The organism is uncultured Algibacter sp. (genome assembly GCF_947495675.1).
Classification (GTDB): domain Bacteria; phylum Bacteroidota; class Bacteroidia; order Flavobacteriales; family Flavobacteriaceae; genus Algibacter_B.
Window position 1 is genome coordinate 1 of sequence record NZ_CANLZX010000004.1, and the last position, 24010, is coordinate 24010.

General features: G+C 30.1%; 19 protein-coding genes and 1 tRNA gene. 8 read left to right on the top strand and 12 right to left on the bottom strand.

Going from position 1 to position 24010, the window contains the following annotated elements; translation table 11 throughout:
- Positions 1-74 (top strand) — tRNA-Thr (locus Q0842_RS03745).
- 70 nt (positions 75-144) lie between these two features.
- Here the strand turns inward: Q0842_RS03745 and Q0842_RS03750 are convergent.
- Together Q0842_RS03750 and Q0842_RS03755 are read right to left on the bottom strand one after the other, a co-directional pair.
- Positions 145-849 carry a DUF4369 domain-containing protein gene (locus Q0842_RS03750; RefSeq protein ID WP_298494487.1) on the bottom strand — a complete coding sequence of 235 codons (705 nt, stop codon included), beginning with the start codon at positions 847-849 and terminating at the stop codon, positions 145-147.
- Between the two features lie 557 nt (positions 850-1406).
- Positions 1407-2000: an alpha-ketoglutarate-dependent dioxygenase AlkB gene (locus Q0842_RS03755; protein WP_298494489.1), complete on the bottom strand. Its 594-nt coding sequence runs from the start codon at positions 1998-2000 to the stop codon at positions 1407-1409.
- A 39-nt stretch (positions 2001-2039) separates the two neighbouring features.
- Here Q0842_RS03755 and Q0842_RS03760 point away from each other — a divergent pair, with 39 nt between their 5' ends.
- Positions 2040-2705: a M15 family metallopeptidase gene (locus tag Q0842_RS03760; protein ID WP_298494491.1), complete on the top strand. Its 666-nt coding sequence runs from the start codon at positions 2040-2042 to the stop codon at positions 2703-2705.
- Positions 2706-2714: 9 nt separating this feature from the next.
- Here Q0842_RS03760 and Q0842_RS03765 read toward each other — a convergent pair whose 3' ends face one another.
- The 7 genes from Q0842_RS03765 to htpG all read right to left on the bottom strand — a co-directional run bounded on the left by Q0842_RS03765 (position 2715) and on the right by htpG (position 10620).
- Positions 2715-3956, bottom strand: a complete 1242-nt coding sequence (locus Q0842_RS03765; RefSeq protein ID WP_298494493.1) for a DEAD/DEAH box helicase — start codon at positions 3954-3956, stop codon at positions 2715-2717.
- 44 nt (positions 3957-4000) lie between these two features.
- Entirely contained in the window at positions 4001-4636 is a 636-nt protein-coding gene (locus tag Q0842_RS03770; protein ID WP_298494495.1) for an MOSC domain-containing protein, read from the bottom strand.
- Between the two features lie 10 nt (positions 4637-4646).
- Positions 4647-5042, bottom strand: a complete 396-nt coding sequence (locus Q0842_RS03775) for a hypothetical protein (RefSeq protein WP_298494497.1) — start codon at positions 5040-5042, stop codon at positions 4647-4649.
- A 171-nt stretch (positions 5043-5213) separates the two neighbouring features.
- Positions 5214-6368 (bottom strand): iron-containing alcohol dehydrogenase, encoded by a 1155-nt coding sequence (locus Q0842_RS03780; RefSeq protein WP_298494499.1) that lies wholly within the window; start codon positions 6366-6368, stop codon positions 5214-5216.
- A gap of 279 nt (positions 6369-6647) precedes the next feature.
- Positions 6648-7472: an FKBP-type peptidyl-prolyl cis-trans isomerase gene (locus Q0842_RS16375; protein WP_366941099.1), complete on the bottom strand. Its 825-nt coding sequence runs from the start codon at positions 7470-7472 to the stop codon at positions 6648-6650.
- Positions 7473-7528: 56 nt separating this feature from the next.
- A complete protein-coding gene (locus Q0842_RS03795) occupies positions 7529-8488 on the bottom strand; it encodes a tRNA-dihydrouridine synthase family protein (protein ID WP_298494501.1) in 960 nt (319 codons plus the stop codon).
- A 218-nt stretch (positions 8489-8706) separates the two neighbouring features.
- A complete protein-coding gene (gene htpG / locus Q0842_RS03800; RefSeq protein ID WP_298494503.1) occupies positions 8707-10620 on the bottom strand; it encodes a molecular chaperone HtpG in 1914 nt (637 codons plus the stop codon).
- 207 nt (positions 10621-10827) lie between these two features.
- On the opposite strand from htpG, the gene Q0842_RS03805 reads away from it, so the two are divergent.
- Positions 10828-11835, top strand: coding sequence for a 3-oxoacyl-ACP synthase III family protein (locus Q0842_RS03805; protein ID WP_298494506.1), 1008 nt, complete (start codon positions 10828-10830; stop codon positions 11833-11835).
- Between the two features lie 573 nt (positions 11836-12408).
- On the opposite strand, the gene Q0842_RS03810 is transcribed toward Q0842_RS03805, so the two are convergent.
- Positions 12409-14883: an outer membrane beta-barrel protein gene (locus tag Q0842_RS03810; RefSeq protein ID WP_298494508.1), complete on the bottom strand. Its 2475-nt coding sequence runs from the start codon at positions 14881-14883 to the stop codon at positions 12409-12411.
- A gap of 105 nt (positions 14884-14988) precedes the next feature.
- Here Q0842_RS03810 and Q0842_RS03815 point away from each other — a divergent pair, with 105 nt between their 5' ends.
- Positions 14989-15351, top strand: a complete 363-nt coding sequence (locus tag Q0842_RS03815) for a CoA-binding protein (RefSeq protein ID WP_298494509.1) — start codon at positions 14989-14991, stop codon at positions 15349-15351.
- On the opposite strand, the gene Q0842_RS03820 is transcribed toward Q0842_RS03815, so the two are convergent.
- Positions 15328-16770: a sodium:solute symporter gene (locus Q0842_RS03820; protein WP_298494511.1), complete on the bottom strand. Its 1443-nt coding sequence runs from the start codon at positions 16768-16770 to the stop codon at positions 15328-15330. The two genes, Q0842_RS03815 and Q0842_RS03820, sit on opposite strands and share 24 nt — an antisense overlap.
- A 182-nt stretch (positions 16771-16952) precedes the next feature.
- Here Q0842_RS03820 and recR point away from each other — a divergent pair, with 182 nt between their 5' ends.
- The 4 genes from recR (at position 16953) to Q0842_RS03840 (ending at position 23254) form a co-directional block, all read left to right on the top strand.
- Positions 16953-17570, top strand: a complete 618-nt coding sequence (recR, locus tag Q0842_RS03825) for a recombination mediator RecR (RefSeq protein ID WP_298494513.1) — start codon at positions 16953-16955, stop codon at positions 17568-17570.
- An 11-nt stretch (positions 17571-17581) separates the two neighbouring features.
- Positions 17582-18673 carry a glycosyltransferase family 2 protein gene (locus Q0842_RS03830; protein WP_298494515.1) on the top strand — a complete coding sequence of 364 codons (1092 nt, stop codon included), beginning with the start codon at positions 17582-17584 and terminating at the stop codon, positions 18671-18673.
- Between the two features lie 88 nt (positions 18674-18761).
- Positions 18762-20090, top strand: a complete 1329-nt coding sequence (locus tag Q0842_RS03835; RefSeq protein WP_298494517.1) for a dihydrolipoamide acetyltransferase family protein — start codon at positions 18762-18764, stop codon at positions 20088-20090.
- Between the two features lie 233 nt (positions 20091-20323).
- The gene (locus tag Q0842_RS03840) at positions 20324-23254 is read left to right on the top strand and encodes a hypothetical protein (RefSeq protein WP_298494519.1); all 2931 of its coding nucleotides are present in this window, start codon (positions 20324-20326) and stop codon (positions 23252-23254) included.
- 66 nt (positions 23255-23320) lie between these two features.
- On the opposite strand, the gene Q0842_RS03845 is transcribed toward Q0842_RS03840, so the two are convergent.
- Complete coding sequence (locus Q0842_RS03845) at positions 23321-23971, bottom strand: hypothetical protein (protein ID WP_298494521.1); 651 nt, start codon at positions 23969-23971, stop codon at positions 23321-23323.
- Positions 23972-24010 lie beyond the last annotated feature (39 nt).

Consider the following 24010-nt stretch of genomic DNA (forward strand, 5'->3'; position numbering starts at 1 on the left):
GCCGATGTAGCTCAGCTGGCTAGAGCAGCTGATTTGTAATCAGCAGGTCGTGGGTTCGAGTCCCTCCATCGGCTCAATAAAAAAACAAAAAACCTTTCCATTATGGAAAGGTTTTTTATGTTATATTATTTTGGTGATAATGAATTAGTTATTTGCTTCTGTACTTTTAATTTCTTTAATAAATGAAGCTAATTCTTTACCATATTTAGAAGCTTTAACTTTTGGCGTTAAAGATTTATTTATAGTATCTAATAAATCGATTTTTGCATTATAAATTTCTGTTAATGCTAAATATGGTGCTACTTCACTATTTTTATTGTTTAAAGCAAAGTTTACAGTATATAAGAATTTGCGTTTAATGGTATTATCTGCTACCTTTTTCAATCTTAAATATTCTGTAGTATCATTTTCTTTTTGAGCTTCAAATTGTTCTTTAATTGATTCTAAGTTTCTATTATTCATTTTAGAAATTAGTTCCTTATATTCATTTAGGACTTTTTGTTGATTAGAACCTTTAATTTTTGCATCGTAAGCAAAATTTTTCAAAGTAGTATTAATTTCGGTAATACCTTTATCGGCAAAAAAAGTAATTCTATCTTTTTCTGCACTATTTTTATCTAGATATAAATAGAAAACCTCTGGTTCAGCTATTGCACTATGTAATTCTATATTAGTATTTCCATTAATTAATAGTGAGTCTACTGTAACTAATAATGTGTCTTCAATCTTTTTTAGATAAAGCGATCCTTTTTTTAATCCTTTAATATTCACTTTTACAGTTAAATCATCTTGATTTTTACCACAAGCAATAATAAATATTGCCATTAATATGAATGCTATTTTTTTCATCGATATTTTAAATAATTATATAAATACAAATATTAAACAATTATATGGCTTTTACTAGTAGCTTAATATTAATTTACTTTGTTAAATATTTCATAAAATAGGGTGGGTGTGTTTTTTGGCACGAGGATTGATATATAATAATCGTGATTACATTCGTTTAAAAGTTTATTGAGTGGTTACTTTAAACTTAAGAATTGTAATTCATATTTTGGTTGGTTAGTTAGAAAAAAAGCATCCTGTTTCAGGGTGCTTTTTTTATTTTTAGTCTTATAAATAGCGATTTGTTATAACTGTTAAATATGTATTTCGTCGATATTATTGATATTTTCATCTATTAATGTTAAAATTTAATGTATTTCATCGATTTATAATGTATTTAATCGTTTTTATATGTTTCATAGTTATATATTTGGAGTGTACTAAATAACACACTTTTTAGTTCAATGGATTAATTAATTAATATTTGCATTATGTTGTTAAACAAGGAAACCCCAAATCTAGCATCATAATAAAAAAAGCAAATTAAAGAAAACCGAGTTTGAGGGAACTCGGTTTTTTTATGCAATAATTCTAAATGTTAAATTAATTCTATTTTTTATAGTTTTTTTTGTTTTAGGTAGTTGGTGTAACCAATTACTTTGTGTCTCTCCTTGCATTAATAAAAGGCTTCCATGTTTTAATATTAGTTTTGTTTTAAGCGATTTATCTGTTTTATGTTTAAAATGAAAAATTCTTTCTGCTCCTAACGATACAGAAGCTATAATAGGGTTTATACCAAGTTCTTTTTCATTATCAGCATGCCAACCATTACTATCATCTCCATTACGGTATAAATTTGCTAAACAGCTTGTGAAATTAATTTTTAGTGCTTCTTCAATTGTTTTTTTAATTTCCAATAAATCATTGTCAAAAGCATTTGGTTGCATTGTTATATTGCTATACTTATATGTGTTTTTATTAGTAGCATAAAAAGCTGTTAAACGTGGTTGTAAATATGTTTTTCCATAAACAGTTATGGTATCCTGTTTCCAATCAATGTTGTTAAGTAGGTTTTCAAAATATTTATTAGCTTTTATAGTATTAAAAAAATTAGGATAATAAATAACATTGGCACCTTTTAAGTTTAAATTTATGGCACTTTCAAAAAGCATATTCTTTTATTTTCTAAATTAGCATAATTCAAAATTAAAATGAAGTATACTCTAACTTTTTTATTCTGTTTGCTTTTTACCAATATTTATGCACAACTACCAAAAGGTTTTGTTTATGTTGAAGATGTTATTCCAGATATGGATGTCGAGTTACGCTATTTTACATCAAACAATTTTGTAGGTAAACCAATTAAAGGTTATTATTCTAACAAACTTATTTTAACTATTGAATCTGCAGAAGCACTAAAAAAGGTGCATGAAGCATTACAAGAGCAAAATTTATGTTTAAAAATTTATGATGGTTATAGGCCCCAAAAAGCTGTAAATCATTTTATAATATGGGCTAGAGATTTAAAAGATACTATTAACAAGCAAAGCTTCTATCCAGAAGTAAATAAAAGAAATTTATTTAAAGCCGGATATATTGCTTCTAGATCTGGACACAGTAGAGGCAGTACATTAGATTTAACAATAATTAATGCTAATACTGGAAAACCATTAGATATGGGAAGTCCATATGATTTTTTTGGAGAAGAATCTTGGGTTGATTTTGAGAGTATTACTGATAAACAAAAAGCTAATAGGCAATTGTTAAAATCATATATGCTAAAATTCGGTTTTAGAAATTATCCTAAAGAATGGTGGCATTTTACACTTCGTGGCGAGCCATTTCCAAATACTTATTTTGATTTTGATGTAAAATAAATTTCAAACCTAATACCAGCGTTTCTTTTTCTTTTTAGAAGCAACACTTTTACGTCCTTTTTTATGTTTGCTTCCTGTTTTATTTGATTTGTGAATAATAGGTTTTGCTTTTGGGTCAAGCGGATATGGGTGATCTTCAATAATATCCAATTGTAATTGAATAAGTTGTTGAATGGTTTTTATATAATCTTTTTCATCTGCAGAACAAAATGAATATGCAATCCCGGTATTTCCTGCTCTAGCTGTTCTGCCAATGCGGTGTACATAGGTTTCTGGTACGTTAGGTAAGTCAAAATTCACAACAGCATCCAAATCGGTTATATCAATTCCGCGAGCAGCAACATCGGTAGCAATTAAAATATTCACTTCCCCTTTTTTAAATCTCTTTAAAGCATCTTGTCTTGCAGTTTGACTTTTGTCACCATGAATACTATCTGCCTTGTAGCCGTTTTTTAAAAGTGTTTTTTCAAGCTTATCAACTCCAAACTTTGTGCGTCTAAAAATAATAATATTACCTTTTATAGTGTTTCTAAGTAAATGTAAACATAACTCAATTTTATTGCGTTTAGGAACATAATATAATACTTGAGCCACATTTTTAGATGTTGAAGAATTTTGAGCCACTTCAACACGTTCGGGCAAGTTTAATATGGAATTAGCTAATTGTTCTACTTTATGAGGAATAGTAGCCGAAAATAAAAGTATCTGTTTTTCTTTAGTACATAAACGTTCAATTTTTCTAACATCATCAATAAAACCCATATCTAGCATTAAATCGGCTTCATCTAATACTAAGGTTTCAACATAATCTAAATTAATAATATCTTGTTTATGTAAATCCAGTAAACGTCCAGGTGTTGCTATTAAAATATCAACACCTTTTTTTAAAACATCTTTTTGTGGTTCAATTGAGGTGCCACCATAAACTACCGTAGTTCTTAAATTAGTATAAGTGCTATAGGTTTTAAAATTATCTTCAATTTGAATAGCTAACTCTCTCGTGGGGCTAACAATTAAAGCTTTAATAGTTTTTCCTTTTTTAGGAGCGTCTTGTTGGTTTAATAACGTTTGTAAAATAGGAAGTGCAAATGCAGCTGTTTTACCGGTACCAGTTTGAGCAGAAACAATAACATCTTTTTTATCCAGAACAAGAGGTATTGTTTTTTCTTGAACTAAAGTTGGGTTATCGTATCCAGCTTCTGCAACAGCTCTTAAAATGGGCTTACTTATTTTTAAATCTTTAAAAGACATCTATTAATTTATTTGTCGCAAAGATATGATAAACAAGTTCAAAGCTACTTTAAAAAACGTTTCAGTTTATCTCTTTTTCGTTTTGGCAATGCATTATTATCAAGAATTAAATTTATATGCTCTTTGTTTTTTTCTTTACTGTATAGCAAATTAAAAAACTGCCATACAGTTAAGCTGTTTTTAGCTTTTTCTACCAATTCAAGACAATCACCAGTTTTAACAAAACCTGCTTCCAAAACGCGAACATAAGTCCCAGGAAAACCATGGTTAATAAATTGTTTTAAGATTTTTTGATTCCCAAACTTAACACCAAATTTAAAGCAAGGTTCTCTAGGTTGTGTAATTTGAACTAAAGCAGCACCTACTTTATAAATATCTCCAATATGAATATCTTTTTCATTTAAACCAGAAACAGTAAGATTTTCGCCAAACATACCATATTCCCAATCTAAATTTGGATAAAGATTTTTCCAATACCCATAATGGTTTTCTGAAAACAAATAGCAAGCTTTAAACTCTCCACCATGATGTTTTCTGTCTGATACTTCATCATTTCTAACAGCGTGTTTTTCTAGTAAAATAGGTTGGTTTTTAGGTTTTTTAAAGATGCCTGTTGTTACTTCTTTACCATCCCAAATAATGGTAGTTGGTTTAGCAATGTTGGTGGACATTATTTTCATGAAGGGAAAATTAGTTTTTATTAAACAATGCTTTTACTTCAGGCTTTGTTAATTCTACTAAAGTAAAAACGCCTAAAAGAATGCCAAGAATACCTGTTAGGCAATTTAAAATTGCAATAGCAAAAATGAAGTTGTAGTTTTTTACTTGCTTAAAATATTTTGACGCTAAAAGGGTAAGTATTCCGAAAGTGATGCAAAAAAATAAGCCTACACCTCCAATAATAACAAAAATCCAACCAAAATTAAATGGTAATTCTGTGTTGGTTTCAGTATTTTCTGCAATGGCACCAAAAATAAATCCCATAGCACCATATAAAATAAAAAATATTGAAAAGCATAAGGTTAAAATACCTTTTACTAAGTATAAAATTCTGAAGGTGTTAAGGTTGTTTGATGTTGATTCCAATTAAATTTTATTTAAAAGTTGTTTTGTAATATATAAAATTTTCGTTTCATTAAACTTTCTCTATTGTATAACGAATTTAGTTAATTTAATATCCAATTCTATATTCAGTTAAAACAAAAAACCACCTTGTTTTCACAAAGTGGTTATTTATTTAGTTTAGTTACTATTAATTTACATGGCTGCTTTGTAAATTGCAACTGTATCTTCTAGAGTTACTTCTCTAGGGTTTCCACCAGTACATACATCTGCTAAAGCATTTTTAGCCATTTCTTCAAAGTCTTTTTCTTTAACACCTAATTCTTTTAATCCTGAAGGAATACCAACAGATTTTGATAAGGCTTTTATTGCTTCAATAGCAGCATTAGCACCTTGTGTATCGCTCATTTCTAATACACCAACACCCATTGCTCTTGCCACTTTTTTAAGTTTATGTGCACATGCAGGAATATTAAACTGTTCTACGTGTGGTAGTAATATAGCATTAGCAACACCATGTGGTAAATCATACATACCTCCTAATTGATGTGCCATAGAATGTACATAACCTAGGCCAGCATTAGAGAATGCTTGTCCTGCAATAAATTGTCCCCAAGCCATTTTGCTTCTTGCTTCAAGATCTTTACCATCTACAACAGCTTTTTCTAAACTTTGCGAAATTAATTTAATGGCCTCTAAAGCTAAAGCGTCAGACCACCCAAAGGCACCTTTTGTAACATATGTTTCTATAGCGTGTGTTAAGGCATCCATTCCTGTTGCAGCGGTTAATGCTGCTGGTTTTCCTAACATTAATTTAGGGTCGTTTACAGCAATTTTTACTAAACAGTTTTTATCTACCATAACCATTTTTATATGGCGCTCTTCATCTGTAATAACATAATTAATAGTTACTTCACTTGCTGTTCCTGCTGTTGTATTTATAGCTATAATTGGTAATGAAGCATGTTTTGATAAATGAATACCTTCATAATCTCCTATATTACCTCCATTAGTCGCTAAAATACCAATTGCTTTACCGCAATCTTGTGGTGATCCGCCTCCAAGTGTTATAATAAAATCACAGTTGTTTTTTTCTAATAATTCTAACCCGTCGTTAACATTTTTAACTGTTGGGTTAGGGTGTACGTCATCAAATAATACAACTTCAATATTAGAAGATTTTATAACCTTTAAAACTTGTTCTGCAACTCCTAGTTTTACTAAAACTTTATCAGTTACAAATAATGCTTTTTTATAGGGTAGCGTTTTTAATTCTTCTCCTAAATCATCCAATGCGCTAGGCCCTATTAAGCTTAAAGGTGGTAAATATATTCTTCTGTTTTGTAACATGTCTATAAGTATTAAAAAGTTAATTAAAATTATAGGTATAAAGGACTAAAATAGTTGCTACTTTTTTTATGATTTTTATCATCTTACATATAGTGATAGGTTTATTGGAATAAATTAGAATTATTGTTTGTGCTTTTAAATGTTATTTTTAACTAATTAAATAAGGTTTTTAATTGAAATTGATGATACATTTTTGGAATGTGTGTTAAAAAGGTGAATTAATAAAAAAAACCACCTTGTTTACACAAAGTGGTTTTAATTTATAATTATTAATTATTATTAGTTAATAGTGATTAGTTCTACATCAAAAATTAAAACTGAACCACCAGGTATATTATAGCTGCCTGTATTGCCATAAGCTAAATGTGCGGGAATAAAGAAAGTAGCACTACCACCTTCATTTAAATATGTAATGCCTTCAGAAAAACCTTTAATTAAATTTTCTAAATTAAAGTTTACATTTTCTGTGCTTTCATCAAAAACATCGCCGTTTAAAAAGTATCCTTTGTAGGTTACAGTAACATTATCGGTTATTACAGGTTGCTCACCATCTCCAATAGTATTTATGGTATAATGTAAACCAGTTTCGGTTTGTTGAGTAATAATATTATTATCTGTTAAGTATGCTTGAATTTGCTCTTCGTTCTCGGTTTTATAATTCACATATATAAGTTCAATATCAAAAATAAGAACCGAACCACCAGGAATTTCTTTATAATCACTACTACCATAGGCTAAATGTGATGGAATTAATAATTTACCGGTACCACCTTCTTTAAAATATGATATTCCTTCTATCCAACCATTAATAACATTTTGTAAAAAAAATGAAGCACCTTCTGTATTATCATCAAAAACGGTTCCGTTCGTATAATAACCTTTATAAGCTACTTTTACTCTATCATTAGGTGTAGGGGTGTCTCCAGAGCCAGGATTATCAATGATATAATACAAACCAGAGTTGCTTTTTTCTGCAGTTAAGTTGTTTTCAGATAGGTAAGTAAGTATCTCTTGGTCATTTTGGGCAGTATAATCTTTTGGTGAATCATCAGAACTACAGGCCGATAAAAAAACTAATGCAAAAACTATTATTATATTTTTCATGATCTTATTTTTTTTGAAGCGTAAATATAGCAGATTTTAATGTACTCGATTTAAATTTAGTTATTTAGTTTACGTTCGTTATTTAAAATAGTCGTTACAGCTTGTTTATATTTAAAAGGGTTTGTAGCTTTTTTTATGGCTTTATACGTTTTTTGAGGATTATTACACGATTGTGAAAAGAATTCCCAGAAGCCTAACATTTTCATTTTAATAGGTGTAGGCCCAGAAAGATAATCGTCGTATTGTTTGTAAATTGTATTGTGGAATTCCTCAAAAATATCCCAACGATTTTTAGGGTATTCGGTGGTATTATTTTTTATCATTTGTGGTAAAAACGGGTCGGCAATTAACCCACGACCTATCATAAAATGATCTAAACTAGGAAAACGTGCTTGCATACTTTTAAAAGCCGCTACAGTTGTAATATCGCCGTTGTAATACAATTTGTGTTTGGTGCTTGTAATGCAACGCTCAAAAGCATCTAAATCTACAGGGCCTTTATAAAGTTGTTTACCTATTCTGGCATGAATAGCAATGTTTTTAAGTGGGTATTTATCTAAAATAGGGAATACGTCTAGAATTTCTTCAGCATTATCATAACCCATACGCATTTTCATAGAAACTAAAATATTGGTTTCTTTATGGGCGCTTTTTAAAATAGTGTCAATTTTTAAAGGATTACAAATTAAGCCAGAGCCCATTCCAGATTTAGCAACCATAGGGTATGGGCAACCTAAGTTCCAATTTAATTCTTTATAACCTAAACTTTGCACGTATTTGGCAACAAATAAAAACTCTTCGGCATCATTGGTTATAATTTGTGGTATTACCTCTAAGGTGGTATTGTTTTCTGGCAGTAAATCGTTTTGATAAGAAGTTTTAATTTTAAACTTACCGTTAAGCCTAATATAAGGCGAATAAAACGTATCGATACCACCAAAATAATGATGGAAAGCATTGCGAAATCTAAAATCTGTAAACCCTTGTAACGGTGAAGAGAGTAATGTAAAAGCCATTTATATTTTATATGGCGTAAAGATAGGGATATCTTTAATTGAAGTTGTGTTTTTTGGAAAGGTTCGTTTAACTTAGGCGGATATGAAACGTTTTTATCTTTTATATCCGAGGTTAAACGAAGGTAGTGGAAAACTTTTTTAAAGTCAAGTAGCAATAAAAGCAAAAAGCCACTCTGTTTATACAAAGTGGCTTTTAATATTTCTGCGAAAGCGAAAACTTATTTTATCATTTCGTAGCTACGTTTAATAAAGTTTGTAAGTTCTTCACCTTTTAATAAACCTTGAGATAATCGAGCTAAATCTAAACTTTGCGTAATTAAGCGCTCTTGTTTCTTTTTGGTTTTAGTACCAAGAATTTCGCCAACCAATTCAGAATTTGTATTAACAACTAGGTTGTACATTTCTGGCATGCTGCCAAACATATTCATGCCACCACCGCCTCCGGTAGCTTGCATTTCTTTCATTCTACGCATAAATTCTGGTTGCGTAATAGTAAATGGCGACTCGTTACTATCCATAGCTTCTAGTTGTACCATGAATTTATCAGAAGGAATAACTTCTTTTAATAATTCATCTAAAGCTTTAGTTTGGTCTTCATCTAATTTAGAAATAGTGTTTTCATCTTTTTTAATTAAATTATTAATATGATCACCATCTACACGAGCAAACGTTATGTTTTCTTTAGTGCTTTCTAATTTTTGAATTAAATGTGATACAATTGGAGAATCCAATAATAAAACCTCGTAATTTTTAGCTTTAGCAGATTCAATGTAGCTGTGTTGTGCATCTTTATCTGAGGTATAAAGAATCACTAATTTGCCATCTTTATCTGTTTGATTGGCTTTTATTTTGTTAAATAACTCATCGTAAGTATAATATTTACCATCAACAGTTGGGTATAAAGCGAAAGCATCTGCTTTTTCAAAGAATTTTTCTTCAGAAAGCATACCGTATTCAATCACAATTTTAATATCGTTCCATTTTGCTTCAAAATCTTCACGGTTATTATTAAATAACGATTTTAATTTGTCGGCTACTTTTCTTGTGATGTAAGATGAAATCTTTTTAACCGCACCATCAGCTTGTAAGTAAGAACGCGATACGTTTAATGGAATATCTGGAGAATCAATTACACCACGAAGCATGGTTAAAAACTCAGGTACAATACCTTCAACATTATCGGTTACAAATACTTGATTTTGGTATAATTGTATTTTATCTTTCTGCATTTGCATATCGTTCGACATTTTAGGGAAATATAAAATCCCAGTTAAGTTGAACGGATAATCTACATTTAAATGAATATTAAATAATGGCTCTTCAAATTGCATTGGGTACAATTCTCTATAAAAGCCGCTATAATCTTCATCTTTTAAATCAGCTGGTTGTTTTGTCCATGCTGGATTTGGATTGTTTATAATATTATCAACTGTTATTTTTTTGTGAGGTTCGGTGGTTTCTTTACCGTCTTTATCAGTTGTTGTTTTTGGTTCGTGCTCTGGGTCGTTAATTTCTTTTGTTCCAAATTTAATTGGAATAGGCATAAACTTGTTATACTTATTTAAAAGTTCGCCAATACGAGATTCTTCAAGAAACTCTGTAGAATCATCTGCAATATGAAGTATAATTTCTGTACCTCTATCTGTTTTGTCAGAAGCTTCTAATGTAAATTCTGGAGAGCCATCACAAGTCCAATGTGCAGCAGGTTCATCTTTAAAAGATTTAGTAATAATTTCAACTTTTTCTGCAACCATAAAAGCCGAATAGAAACCTAAACCAAAATGACCAATAATTCCAGAATCTTTAGCCGAATCTTTATATTTATCTAAAAATTCTTCAGCTCCAGAAAAAGCTACTTGGTTAATGTATTTTTCAACCTCTTCGGCTGTCATACCTAAACCTTGATCTATAATATGAAGTTTTTTACCTTCTTTGTCAATTTTAACTTCAATCTGTGGATTACCGTATTCAACTTTAGCATCACCAACATTAGTTAAATGTTTTAGTTTTAAAGTAGCATCTGTAGCATTACTAACTAACTCACGCAAAAATATTTCGTGGTCGCTGTATAAGAATTTTTTAATGAGTGGGAAGATGTTTTCTACCGATACATTAATGTTTCCTTTTGTCATGATATATAAGTTTTATTCAATTTATTATTATGGTTTAATGTTATTCAACAAAAATGCCAATTGATTAAAAGTGACAAACTGGCACGGTTTTTTTCAACAATTTAAAGTAAACTACTAAAAAAACAATGATCATTTTAGGTATTTGATAAAGTTGATTGAAATTTGAAAGGTAATTTTTGTATTTTGCTTATTCTAATTAAATAAAACATGTACAATTCAAAAATAATAGGACTTGGTAAATATGTGCCAGATAATGTAGTTACTAATCATGATTTATCTAAAATGATGGATACTAATGATGAGTGGATACAAGAAAGAACCGGTATTAAAGAACGTAGATGGATACCAGAAGGATCTAAAGATACATCGGCAGTTATGGGAGCCAAAGCAGCTAGAATAGCTATTGAACGTTCTGGGTTAACAAAAGATGATATTGACTTTATTGTATTCGCAACCTTGAGTCCAGATTTTTATTTTCCTGGTTGTGGTGTGCAAATTCAAGATATGCTTGAAATGCCAACCGTTGGTGCTTTGGATGTTCGTAATCAATGTTCTGGGTTTGTATATGCTATTTCTGTGGCCGATCAATTTATTAAAACAGGCATGTATAAAAACATACTTGTTATTGGTGCAGAATACCATAGTAACGGATTAGATAAAACAACACGTGGTAGGGGTGTAACTGTTATTTTTGGTGATGGGGCAGGAGCCTGTGTTCTTTCAAGAGAAGAGGATACTACAAAAGGTATACTATCAACTCATTTACATAGCGAAGGTAAATATGCAGATAAATTAATTGTAGAAGGGCCTAGTATAGCACATTGGGTTCCAGAAATTATTGAAGCAGGAGATAAAGATTTATCTTATTTTCCATACATGGATGGTACATTTGTTTTTAAACATGCTGTTGTACGTTTTAGCGAAGTGATTATGGAAGGATTAATGAAAAACGGTATGCAAAAAGAAAATATCGATATGCTAATCCCGCATCAAGCTAACCTAAGAATAGCTCAATTTATACAAAAGAAATTTGGGTTACGTGATGATCAAGTATTTAATAATATTATGAAATATGGTAACACAACTGCAGCTTCAGTTATTATTGCACTTACAGAAGCTTGGGAAGAAGGTAAAATAAAAGAAGGTGATAATGTCGTTTTAGCAGCCTTTGGTAGCGGATTTACTTGGGGAAGTGCCATTATTAAATGGGCTTAAAATAATAATTATTTGGGCGTTACCACAAGGGTCGGGCTTTCACTACTCGCTCCCTCCTAAGGTCGGGGAGCTTAAACAGGCCGTTCAATCCCTAACGCAAAAAAAACAAAAAACCCGAAACGTTTAAGTTTCGGGTTTTTCTAGCTATTAATCAACTTCAACTAACACTAATGTGAAGAATCTTAATACGTTAGACGGAATTTTTCGAGAAATATTACATAATCGAATCACATTTAACGTATTTTAACAAATATTAAAAACCCGAAAATGTTTCGAGTTTTTAATTATACGAATCTTAATAACGAATATGATTTGTGTAGATGACTAACTCTAAATAATTACGATTTCGTTTTTTGGTTAGATTGTATATTGCTTTATAAACGTATGTTTATTGTTGGTTATTGTGCTGAAAATCAAAATTTAACATTTTTTTTAACATTTAGAGTGTAATTCTTGATAATAAAAAAAGCAAAACCCTTAAACATTAAGCCTAAGGGTTTTTTTATTTAATAATCCTACTGAAACACTAACCATCAAATATTAAAAGTAGGATATTAAATAGTTGTTTGTTTTTTATATAAATCCACCACCACTAGATTTGGTGTTATTATCTCTTTGTTTTCTTTTTAATGCGCGATATTTTCCGCCACCAAATCGGTATGAAAGAGCAATATTCCATGTGTTACTTTCCCAGTTAAAACCACCAACAGAAGGAAAAGGAGTATCTCCTTCAAACTCAAATTTCATGGTGTTTAAAATATCACTATAATTAAAGCTAAATGTTGCTCTGTTATCATCCAAGAAGCTATAGCGCATACCCGTATTTAACATGAACATAGGTTTTCTTGTAAATTGAATACCTTCTTCTTCACCACGATACATAGCAAATACAGAGAAGCTTAATTTTTTTGATGCTTTAAAATTATTAAAAGCTCTTAAATTCCAAATAACATTATCAACTTCTGTGTCTTGTCTTACAATATCATTAATAGTTGCGTTTTGAATATCGTCTGTATCAATAATCTCAGTAATACCTTGTTGTGTTTGTGAGTATAAATCGAAACTAGCATTTAAGCTCCACCATTTAGTTGGACGATAGTTTGTTGAAAGCTCGATTCCAAAAGCAGAGGTGTTATCAAAATTATCATAAGATAAAATACTGTTTCCAGATGTAACATCTGTTCTGTCTATAGATACAAACCTACTTATGTTATCTTCAATAATTCTGTAAAAAACACCAGCAGTAATACTACCTTTTTTTAATTGTCTTGTATAATTAGTTTCTATAGAGTTTGTAAATTGTGGTTGTAATTCTGAGTTTCCAAAAGACGAAACTCTAGGTGTACTCCATTCTCTAATAGGATTAACTTGTTGCAATCCAGGTCTGTCAACACGACGACTAAAGCTTAATTGATAAGCATTTTTTTCTGAAGGATTGTAAGTTAAAAAAGCAGAAGGGTAAATTTGAAAATAATCATTTTCAAAAGGAATTAATTCTGTACTATTATTTTCATAAGTTCTTAAAGCATCTGCTGTAACATTTACCTGTTCGGCTCTTATTCCAAATTGATAATTCCATTTTTCAAGTGTTTTGCCATAGGTGAAATAAGCAGAGTAAATATCTCTATTATAATCAAAATCTGTGCTAGGTGTTGCTATTATATCTCCTTCACTTGAAAAAGTTTGCCCTGTAGACATGTAAGCAATATCAGATTTAAATAATAATGCCTGTACACCAGCTTCAATTTTTGTTTTTTCATTTATGGGTTTAACATAATCAACATTTATTGTTGTTTGATTACGTTCTGTACCTACATTATCAACATAATTAGGAGGGAAGTTAAAATTAAAGAAATCGAAATTCGCAATTTCATCATTTTCAAAATCGTTATAATCAACTTCAATATCTAGTGTTTCGTTTTCGTCAGTAAATTCATGTTTATAAGCTAAATTATATTGACCAGAATTGTTTTCAGATATATTGTTAAATAATTGACTTTGAATTAGCGATGGGTAATTTATTATAGTGCTTCCAAAACCATCACCATTAAAAATATTTTGGTTTGTAAAAAACGAAATAGTGTTTTTATCATTTATATAAAAATCAACACCTATTTTATATAAATGTGATTTGTTATTGTTGCCAAATTTAAATTCCTGTAAGGAGTTATCATCTAATCGAGTAATGTCTCCGTAGTTGTCATACTTTCCTATATTATTTCCGTAGTTACCGTAAAAATTGAATTTCCCATTTCGGTAATTCATATCAATAGAACTATTAAATTTTGCAAAAACTTCGTTTGTTACTCCAACATTTATATTACCATTAAAACCAACCTTGGTGTTTTTATGAAGTTTAATATTTATAATACCACTCATGCCTTCTGGGTTATATTTCGCAGAGGGGTTAGTTATTAATTCTATTTGTTTTATAGATGTTGAAGGTATTTGTTTTAATAGTTGAGCAATAGGTACGTTGCTTAATTTACCATCAACCATAACACGTACATTTTCATTTCCACGAAGACTAATATTTCCAGTTTGCTGGTCTACACTAACAGATGGAATATTATTCATGATATCACTAGCACTCGCACCTGCTGTTGTTAAGTCTTTTCCTATGGTAATAACCTTTCTGTCAACTTTTTGTTGAATGGTTGATACATCTGCAACTACAGTAACTTCATCTAATCCTTCTGCTTCTTCTTCAAGTAAAATGTTACCTAAATCAACTTTATAATTACCTCTGCCAATACTAACATTTTTGTTAGCTGTTTTGTAGCCTATGTATTGTATGCTTACAATTAAGTCACCCTCAGAAACTTTATCAATTGTAAAAGTTCCGTCATCTAGTGTAATACCACCTGTAAGAGTTTGTCCAGAATTATTTTTAATAATAATGTTAACGTAAGGTAAGGGTTCTTTTAAAGTTGCGTCTAAAACTTTACCTGATATAGTACCGGTTTTGTTTGCGTTGGGGTCTGGATCTGTAGCGTGTACTGTTGATATAGAAAATAAAATAGCACACAAATAGAGTAGTTTTCTCATGTGATTGGTTTGATTTTTTTGATTGATATTTATTAAGAGACGCAAAACTTAAACATCTGTTACTTTATTTAACTTATATTAACAGTCTTTTAACTTTTTTAACATATGAATAAAAAAACTTTAGTGCTTGGAGCATCCTTAAAATCAAATAGATATTCTAATTATGCTATACAGCGATTAGTTATTAATAAAATTGAAACCTTAGCTTTTGGTTTAAGAGCGGGTGAGGTATCTGGAGTGCAAATTGATACTGATTTATTACCTTATAATGGTGTACATACCGTAACATTATATTTAAACCCAAATAGGCAAAAAGAGTATTATAATTATATAATATCATTAAAACCTAAGCGCGTTATTTTTAATCCTGGTACAGAAAACCCCGAATTGTATGAAATTTTAAAAGAAAATAATATTGCTTTTGAAGCTGCTTGTACTTTAGTATTACTTTCTACGAATCAATATTAAGCCCAAGAAAGTTAGAATTCCGTTAATTATTAATATTTCAAAACCTATTTGATAACCATTTAATAAATCAACAGAATATTCGTTTATAAAATAAGATATAATAGGCGCAATAATAGCTACAATCCAAACATACTTATCTTTAAGTTGCGCTTTGGTATAAATTCCAAATGCAAATAAACCTAGTAAGGGGCCATACGTGTAGCCTGCAGCTTTAAATAATTCCCAAATTACAGATACGTCTTTAAAAATAGCGTCAAATAAAACAATAACAATTACTAAAACAATACTAATAAATACGTGCGTTTGTTTTCTAATTCTTTTTTGTGATGCCTTAGGTTTTTTGTCTAATTCAATAATATCAATACAAAATGATGTTGTAAGCGATGTTAATGCAGAATCTGCACTAGAGTAAGCTGCCGCAATTAATCCTAATAAAAAGAAAGCTGAGGTTAGTATGCCAATTTCTGGCAACATGGCTATAGTTGGAAATAAATCATCTTTTTTAGCAGTAATACCATGTTGGTTTGCATACTGTGTTAACATTAAACCTAAAACTAAAAACAAAATATTTACAAAAATTAATACCACACTAAAGGATACCATATTTTTTTGAGCCTCTTTTAAATTTTTGCAAGTCAGGTTTTTTTGCATCATATCTTGGTCTAAACCAGTCATGGTTATGGTAATAAACATACCTGCGAGAAAACTTTTAATAAAATATTGGGCATCATTAACATCTCCAAAGAAAAATGTTTTGCTCATGGCGCTTTCTTTAACATTTGTATAAACTTCAGAAATACTATTTAAATCTAAAGCAGATGCAAGAAATATAATTGTAATAATTACAGAAATCAACATAAACAAAGTTTGTAGTGTGTCTGTAAAAATTATAGTTTTAATACCGCCTTTAAAAGTATACAGCCAAATAAGCGCAATGGTAATTATTACAGTAATAGCGAAGGGGATATTAAATTGGTCAAATACCAGTAACTGTAAAACTTTAGCAACCAAAAATAATCTGAACGAGGCACCAACAACTCTTGAAATAAGAAAAGCGACAGAGCCTGTTTTATAGCTTACATTACCAAACCGGTCTTTTAAATAAGTGTAAATGGATGTTAAATTTAATTTGTAATAGATAGGAAGTAAAACATAAGCAATAACTAAATACCCAAAAAAGTAACCGAAAACAACTTGTAAATAACCAAACTGTTTAGTTTCAACAGCACCAGGAACTGATATAAAAGTAACACCAGAGAGTGATGCTCCAATCATTCCAAAAGCCACTAAATACCAGGGTGCAGATTTGTTAGCTTTAAAAAAAGCATCGTTACTGTCTTCTTTTCCAGTAAAATAAGAGATTAAAATTAAAACAACAAAATAAGCTAAGATTAATAGAATGATTTGTGTGGCTGTCATATAAAAGCTAATTTTTTAAGTTTTTGAATGTACAAATATAAATTGAAAAATGAAGCTTTAGTTTTTTATAAGAGACACCATTATTTTTCTGTGTAAATAATGAATTACTGTTTGGTTATTGATAAATAAAAGGATTGATTAAAAATTAGTGAAATTCGTCACTAAATAGTAATTTCGCCGTTATGGAATTTTCTTCAAAACTATTGGAGCGTGCCGTTAACGAAATGTCTCAATTACCAGGTATTGGTAAGCGAACAGCATTACGTTTAGTGTTACATATGTTAAGGCAACCAAAAGAACAAACTTTGGCTTTGTCTGAAGCTTTGCAAACTATGCGCAATGATGTAAAATTCTGTAAATCATGCCATAATATTAGTGATACAGAGCTTTGTGAAATATGTTCAAACCCTAAACGTAACGAAGGTATAATTTGTGTTGTTGAAGACGTAAGAGATGTTATGGCTATTGAAAACACAAGTTCTTTTAAAGGGTTGTATCATGTTTTAGGAGGTAAAATTTCACCTATGGATGGTATTGGACCACACGATTTAAATATTCAATCTTTAGTTAATAAAGTAAGAGAAGGTAAAGTTTCAGAACTTATTTTTGCTTTAAGCTCAACCATGGAGGGTGATACAACTAATTTTTACATTTTCAAACAAATTAAAGATTTCAGCGTTACTACATCAACTATTGCAAGAGGGATTTCTGTTGGTGATGAGTTAGAATATGCAGATGAAATTACATTAGGAAGAAGTATTATTAATAGAATACCGTTTGAATCATCCATAAAACTATAAAGTATTAAAATTTGAAACTCTCAATAATTATATTAAATTATAATGTTCAATACTTTTTAGAATTATGTCTAAGAAGTGTTGAAGCAGCTATTAAAAACCTTGAAGCAGAAATTATTGTTGTAGATAATGACTCTGAAGATAATAGTTGTGAGATGGTTAAAAAGTTATTTCCAAAAGTTAAACTAATAGAAAATAAAGAGAATTTCGGATTTTCAAAAGGTAATAATATTGGTGTTTTACAAGCAAAAGGCGAGTATTTATGTATTTTAAATCCAGATACTGTTGTTGCCGAAGATACGTTTGTAAAACTTTTAGAATTCGCTAAAAATAAAAATAAATTAGGTATTGTAGGCTGTCGTTTAAAAAATGGAAGTGGTTTGTTTTTACCAGAAAGTAAAAGAAACATTCCAAGAGTAAATGTTGCGTTAAGAAAAATACTTGGCTATTCTAAATCCTATTACGCGACTCATTTATCAAAAAAGGATATTGGCGAAGTAGCTATTTTAGTTGGCGCATTTATGCTAATAAAAAAAGAGGTTTATAACGCTGTTAAGGGTTTTGATGAAGATTATTTTATGTATGGTGAAGATATCGATTTGTCATATAAAATTCTTAAAGCAGGATATAAAAACTATTATTACGGCGATACTACAGCTATTCACTTTAAAGGAGAAAGTACATTAAGAGACAAAAATTACGCACGCCGTTTTTTTGGTGCTATGCAAATATTTTACGAAAAACATTTTAAGCAAAATTTGTTTTTTGATATGGTTGTTTGGTTAGGTATAAAATTGGCATTTTTACTTAGGCGAATACGTAAAATGAAGATTAATGAAGTTTCAGAATATGTTTTTGTTTCAGATAAAAGAAACCAAAAATTAGAAAAAGTATTAAATAAAAAGATGTTTTTACAATCAAAATTAGATTCTGTAAAACCAAATTCAGAAATTATTTTAGATGCTAACATGCTTAGTTATAAAGAAATAATTGAGTTAATAACCTATTCTGATAAGGAATTGACTTATAAAATATTACCTAATAATTCTGATTTTATCATTGGTAGTAATGATGGTTTTAGTCAAGGTAAAGTTATTTTCTTTTGATAGTATTGTTGAATATAATAAGGCATTATAGTAGTTTATTTATTAATTTTGTAAAATAAAATTAAAAAACAAGCATTACGTTATTGATATGGCAAAGTTTGAGCTTAGATTACCTAAAATGGGAGAGAGTGTAGCAGAGGCAACCATTACAACTTGGTTAAAAGATGTTGGCGATACTATTGAAATGGATGATCCTATATTGGAAATAGCTACAGATAAAGTAGATAGCGAGGTACCTAGTGAAGTAGATGGTGTTCTGGTAGAGCGCCTTTTTAATGTTGATGATGTGGTACAAGTAGGCCAAGTATTAGCAATTATTGAAGTTGAAGGTGATAATAAATCTAGTACCGATTTAAGCAATGAAGTTTCAATTAAAACTGAAGATGATACCATTGAAGCTGTTAAGTATGTAGAGCAATCTGTTATTAGTGCGAAAGAAGCTTTTGCTCCTGTTAACTCAAGTGGAGATCGTTTTTACTCACCTTTAGTTAAAAATATTGCCAAAACAGAGGGTATTTCTCAACAAGAACTCGACGGAATTTCTGGAACAGGAAAAGATGGACGTGTTACTAAAAATGACATTTTAGTTTTTATTAAAAATAGAGGTAATGTCCAACAACATTTAGAAGCTAAAGCTGATACACCAATTGCTCAACCAAAAACTATTGAAAAACCAATAATTGAAAAGCCAGCAATTATTTCTAGTGGTGAAGATGAAATAATAGAAATGACTAGAATGGGTAAGCTTATTGCTCATCATATGGTTGAGTCTGTACAAACATCGGCACATGTACAAAGTTTTATTGAAGCAGATGTTACTAATATTTGGAACTGGCGCAAGAAAGTTAAAGATGCTTTTATGAAACGCGAAGGCGAAAATTTAACCTTTACACCCATATTTATGGAGGCTATCGCAAAAGCATTGCGAGATTTTCCAATGATGAACATTTCTCTACAAGGTGATACTATTGTAAAAAAGAAAAATATAAATCTAGGTATGGCGGCAGCTTTACCAGATGGTAATTTAATTGTGCCTGTTATAAAAAATGCAGACCAATTAAATTTAGTTGGTATGACTAAGCAGGTTAACGATTTGGCTAACCGCGCCAGAACAGGTAAATTAAAACCAGACGATACTCAAGGAGGTACTTATACAGTTACTAATGTTGGTACATTTGGAAGTATCATGGGAACACCAATAATTAATCAGCCGCAAGTTGGTATTTTAGCACTTGGAGCCATAAGAAAAGTCCCTGCAGTAATTGAAACTCCAGATGGCGATTTTATAGGTATTCGTTATAAAATGTTTTTATCACATTCTTACGACCACCGTGTAGTTAATGGTGCGTTGGGTGGTATGTTTGTAAAAGCTGTTACAGATTACCTTGAGGCTTGGGATATAAACAGAGAGATATAAATTGAATATTATTCATAGCATTCCGATTATATTAGGGGTCAAAGAATCTTAATTATTATATATAAACAAAAAACACAGTTCTAAAACTGTGTTTTTTTATGAACTACCTCGACTCAAGGGTGCGAGGTAATAAGTAGGAATATTTTTTTTATTTCGACTCAAGCGTCGGGAATTAACCCTAAAAATAATTAATTGATAATTACTATATTCGTTAGTTGAAAAACCTACTTATTATGAATAAATATATATTTTATTATTTAGTTGTCTTTTTATTTACATTGCAAAGTTGTGATAATGATGATGATGTAAATACCCAAACAAAAGAACCTATTTCAGAAACTGAAAAAGACATCATTTTTCAAACAGAAAATTTTGGCGATTTAAAGAATTCAGATTTTTTAGGAATAATTTCTGATGAAGAAGGCAATGCGATATCAGATGTTCAAATTGCAATTGGTAATTCTGTTGCAGTAACAGATATAAATGGTGTTTTTATAATAAATAGTGCTTCCGTATTTGAGAAATTCGCACATATAAAAGCGGAAAAAGAAGGCTATATTATAGGGTCTAGAGTTATTGTTCCGAAGGAGGAAGGAGTTAATCAAATTAGAATTACACTTCTTGAAAAAACAGTTATTGGGAGTGTTAATTCAGGTGAATCTTCAGAAATAAGTTTACCTAACGGTTCTAAGGTCAGTTTTGAAGGGGGGTTTACAGATAGTAATAATAATCCGTATAGTGGTCAAGTCAATGTGTCTATGCATTATTTAGAACCAAATTCGAGGCATATTTTTAGTGAAATGCCTGGAAGCCTATATGCGCAAAATGAAAATAATGATCCTCGAAATTTAGAAACCTATGGGATGTTATCCGTTAATTTATTTAGTCCTTCAGGTGAGCAATTAAATATTGCAGAAAACAGTTTATCTATGTTAGAGTTTCCAATTGCAGATTCTCAATTAAATAGTGCACCAGACACCATTGAACTTTGGTATTTTGATGAAGAACAAGGGTATTGGAAAGAAGATGGCATTGCTGTTAGAACAGGTAATAAATATAGAGCAGAAGTATCTCATTTTACTTGGTGGAATTGTGATATACCTTACGAATCTGTATATTTTTGTTTTACAACAGATTTAGCATCTGCCTCGTCTCATTATGTAGAGATTAGAAGAGGTTTGACCGATCAATTTATTTTTTCAGGGGAAATCGATTTCAATGATGGTTTAGATTTTGAGTGTGGTTTAATACCATTAAATGAAGAGATTGAAATATCTATTTACGGAACGGGAGCATGCGAGAATATATTAATAGATCAAGCTATTTATGGGCCTTATAGTTCTGATACTTCAATCACTATTACGTTGCCACCTTTAGTCGATGAAATTTCGACTACTTTAATAACAGGTAACGCATTTAATTGTTTAGGGAACCCAATTACAAATGGCTATTTGTTAATAGATTTTGAAACCGTCGTAAGTATTACTAATGGACTCATAAATTTTAGCCTTCAACATTGCTCTTTTGATACTAAGGAGCTTATGATTTATGACTTAGATTTCAATCAATTTTCTGAAATAATAACGATAACTCCAAATGGGACTTCTGTAGATTTAGGAACTAAAAGTTCTTGTAATATGCTTGGTGGAACATACACAGGTGATGTATTTTTAGAGTCGCAAGAACAAGTGGATGCGTTTAGTTTATTCGGATACAAAGATATTATTGGCAACCTAACTATTGGTTTAGAATCCGAATCTACAAATATTGATGATATTTCTGCGTTGGCCTCAATTGAAACAATTTCGGGTTATATTGTTGTTAAAAATACAGAGCTCTTAAATTTACAAGGTGTAGAAAATATAAATACTATTTCTGGAGGGTTTTGGATTTATAAGAATAACAATCTATTAACAGTAACTGAGTTTACAAGTTTAACTAATTTTTCAGGTGGTTTTCATATCCAAGACAATCCTAATTTAGTAACCATTAGTTTTTCAGGATTTGATACTGTTGAATATCTTTTTATAGGCTTTAATGCCAACTTAACGACTGTCGTGTTAAATGATTTGGTAACTGTTAACGACTTGTTTAGATATTTAGTTAATCCTAGCTTAACTTCATTAGGTGAGTTTAATAATTTCACAAATGTTGGTGGAAACCTTATGGTTAGATTTGCAGATCAACTCATAAATTTACAAGGGTTAAATAATTTGCAAAGTGTTGGTAGTATTACAATAGATGACAATCAAGCATTATCGTCTTTAGAAGGCTTAGATTCATTAACAGAAATTGTTGACGAAGCCGTCTTTTTTAACAACTCACAATTGGCAGATTTTCAAGGGTTTAATAGTGTTACTACTATTGGAGGAGATTTACATATTACTAATAACCTATCATTAAGTGCGATGAATGGCCTAAATAGTTTAACAACTATCGGAGGCGACGTTCTTATAGATACCAATACAGATTTAACGAGTATTGATGGTCTAAGTAATCTTCAATCTATTAGTGGTGGTTTAACCATAAGCAATAATGATCAACTTACATCTTTAGCTGGATTGTCTAATTTAACATCTATCTCTAATTTAGAGGTAGAGAATAATGATGCATTATCTTCTTTAATTGATTTAAATGCTGTAACCAACTTAGGTCGTTTAGTTGTAGAAGATAATGACTCTTTATTAATGCTTTCGGCTTTTAGTAATCTTACTGTTCTCAATAAAATTGCAATTAAAGATAATTTGATGTTGACTAGTATTCAAGGATTTGAAAACATAACAACTATTGCAGATTATTTTACCTTAGATAATAACCCTTTAGTTACGAGTATTCAACCTTTATCAAATGTTTCAGGTCAAGTAGATGTGATATTAATTAGAAATAATGATAGTTTAACAGATTTAACCGGATTAGAAAATATAACAAGTGTTGGTACAGGTGTAGGGGATATTCTTTATATATGGAATAATGATGGTTTAGTCTCTATTAATGGTTTGCAAGGAATAGATAGAGCTAACGTGGCAAATAACATAAATTTAACTGATTTTTGCGGGTTTCAAGCAGGTTTTATAAGTGGTGTAGATGCTAGTACTATTACAATATCAGGTAATGCTTTCAACCCGAGTGTTCAAGATATAATTGATGGTAATTGCTCGCAATAAACAAAGTGTTTAAAAATCATCAAGGAGTAATTATACTTAAACTCATGATTATTATACTTTAAGTTTTTATTCAATATGCTTTTTTAACACCTCTAAAAGTTGTTTTTTGTTGGTAATTCCTCTATATATTTCAGATTCAATTTCGATTAGAAGTAATTCTTTATCTAAGTTTTCAATGGATTTGCCAGATTTATTTAATTTTTCAATCAAAATATCTTGGTCTTTATCTATGTGTTTTTCTTTAAACGCTATTTTGTTGTCGTTAAATAGCGTTTCGGTTTCATCACAAAAATCACAATTATCAGATTTGTAAAGGGTAATATTGGCAGTTTTTAAAGCATCGTCAAAATTTATCTGCATATCATCATAATCTTTTCTAAATTTAAGATTAGCGCTAACTTCATTAACAATAAATTGCTGCTCATATTCACCAGCAGTACCTGCTAACTTTATAAGGGTAAGTAAGTGGGTTTCGCTATTAGGCTCAATAGGTTTTAAAACCGGACGATTGCTGCTCCTTCTAAAATCTTTGGTGGTAACTCTTAAAAACACAACATAACTTATGGTGTCTGTATTTTTAGCATAAAGTTCTAGGCGCTTACCGTTTTGTTTTTCTATAAGCTTTACTTTTTCAGTATTAGCATTTTGAGAAAAGCTAAACAATGAAGATAAAAATAAAAGAAAAAAGAAAAATAAAAGTTTTAAGTTTGAAATCATAAGTACTGCAAATTTAAACAAATTTTAAAAGTATATTTG

Excerpts from the sequence above, each read along its gene's own strand:
- Q0842_RS03795 (WP_298494501.1), bottom strand. The coding sequence starts at position 8,488 with ATGGCTTTTACATTACTCTCTTCACCGTTACAAGGGTTTACAGATTTT.
- Q0842_RS03820 (WP_298494511.1), bottom strand. The coding sequence starts at position 16,770 with ATGACAGCCACACAAATCATTCTATTAATCTTAGCTTATTTTGTTGTT.
- htpG (WP_298494503.1), bottom strand. The coding sequence starts at position 10,620 with ATGACAAAAGGAAACATTAATGTATCGGTAGAAAACATCTTCCCACTC.
- Q0842_RS03840 (WP_298494519.1), top strand. The coding sequence starts at position 20,324 with ATGAATAAATATATATTTTATTATTTAGTTGTCTTTTTATTTACATTG.
- recR (WP_298494513.1), top strand. The coding sequence starts at position 16,953 with ATGGAATTTTCTTCAAAACTATTGGAGCGTGCCGTTAACGAAATGTCT.
- Q0842_RS03770 (WP_298494495.1), bottom strand. The coding sequence starts at position 4,636 with ATGAAAATAATGTCCACCAACATTGCTAAACCAACTACCATTATTTGG.
- Q0842_RS03765 (WP_298494493.1), bottom strand. The coding sequence starts at position 3,956 with ATGTCTTTTAAAGATTTAAAAATAAGTAAGCCCATTTTAAGAGCTGTT.
- Q0842_RS03805 (WP_298494506.1), top strand. The coding sequence starts at position 10,828 with ATGTACAATTCAAAAATAATAGGACTTGGTAAATATGTGCCAGATAAT.
- Q0842_RS03755 (WP_298494489.1), bottom strand. The coding sequence starts at position 2,000 with ATGCTTTTTGAAAGTGCCATAAATTTAAACTTAAAAGGTGCCAATGTT.
- Q0842_RS03835 (WP_298494517.1), top strand. The coding sequence starts at position 18,762 with ATGGCAAAGTTTGAGCTTAGATTACCTAAAATGGGAGAGAGTGTAGCA.
- Q0842_RS03760 (WP_298494491.1), top strand. The coding sequence starts at position 2,040 with ATGAAGTATACTCTAACTTTTTTATTCTGTTTGCTTTTTACCAATATT.
- Q0842_RS16375 (WP_366941099.1), bottom strand. The coding sequence starts at position 7,472 with ATGAAAAATATAATAATAGTTTTTGCATTAGTTTTTTTATCGGCCTGT.
- Q0842_RS03815 (WP_298494509.1), top strand. The coding sequence starts at position 14,989 with ATGAATAAAAAAACTTTAGTGCTTGGAGCATCCTTAAAATCAAATAGA.
- Q0842_RS03750 (WP_298494487.1), bottom strand. The coding sequence starts at position 849 with ATGAAAAAAATAGCATTCATATTAATGGCAATATTTATTATTGCTTGT.
- Q0842_RS03780 (WP_298494499.1), bottom strand. The coding sequence starts at position 6,368 with ATGTTACAAAACAGAAGAATATATTTACCACCTTTAAGCTTAATAGGG.
- Q0842_RS03845 (WP_298494521.1), bottom strand. The coding sequence starts at position 23,971 with ATGATTTCAAACTTAAAACTTTTATTTTTCTTTTTTCTTTTATTTTTA.
- Q0842_RS03810 (WP_298494508.1), bottom strand. The coding sequence starts at position 14,883 with ATGAGAAAACTACTCTATTTGTGTGCTATTTTATTTTCTATATCAACA.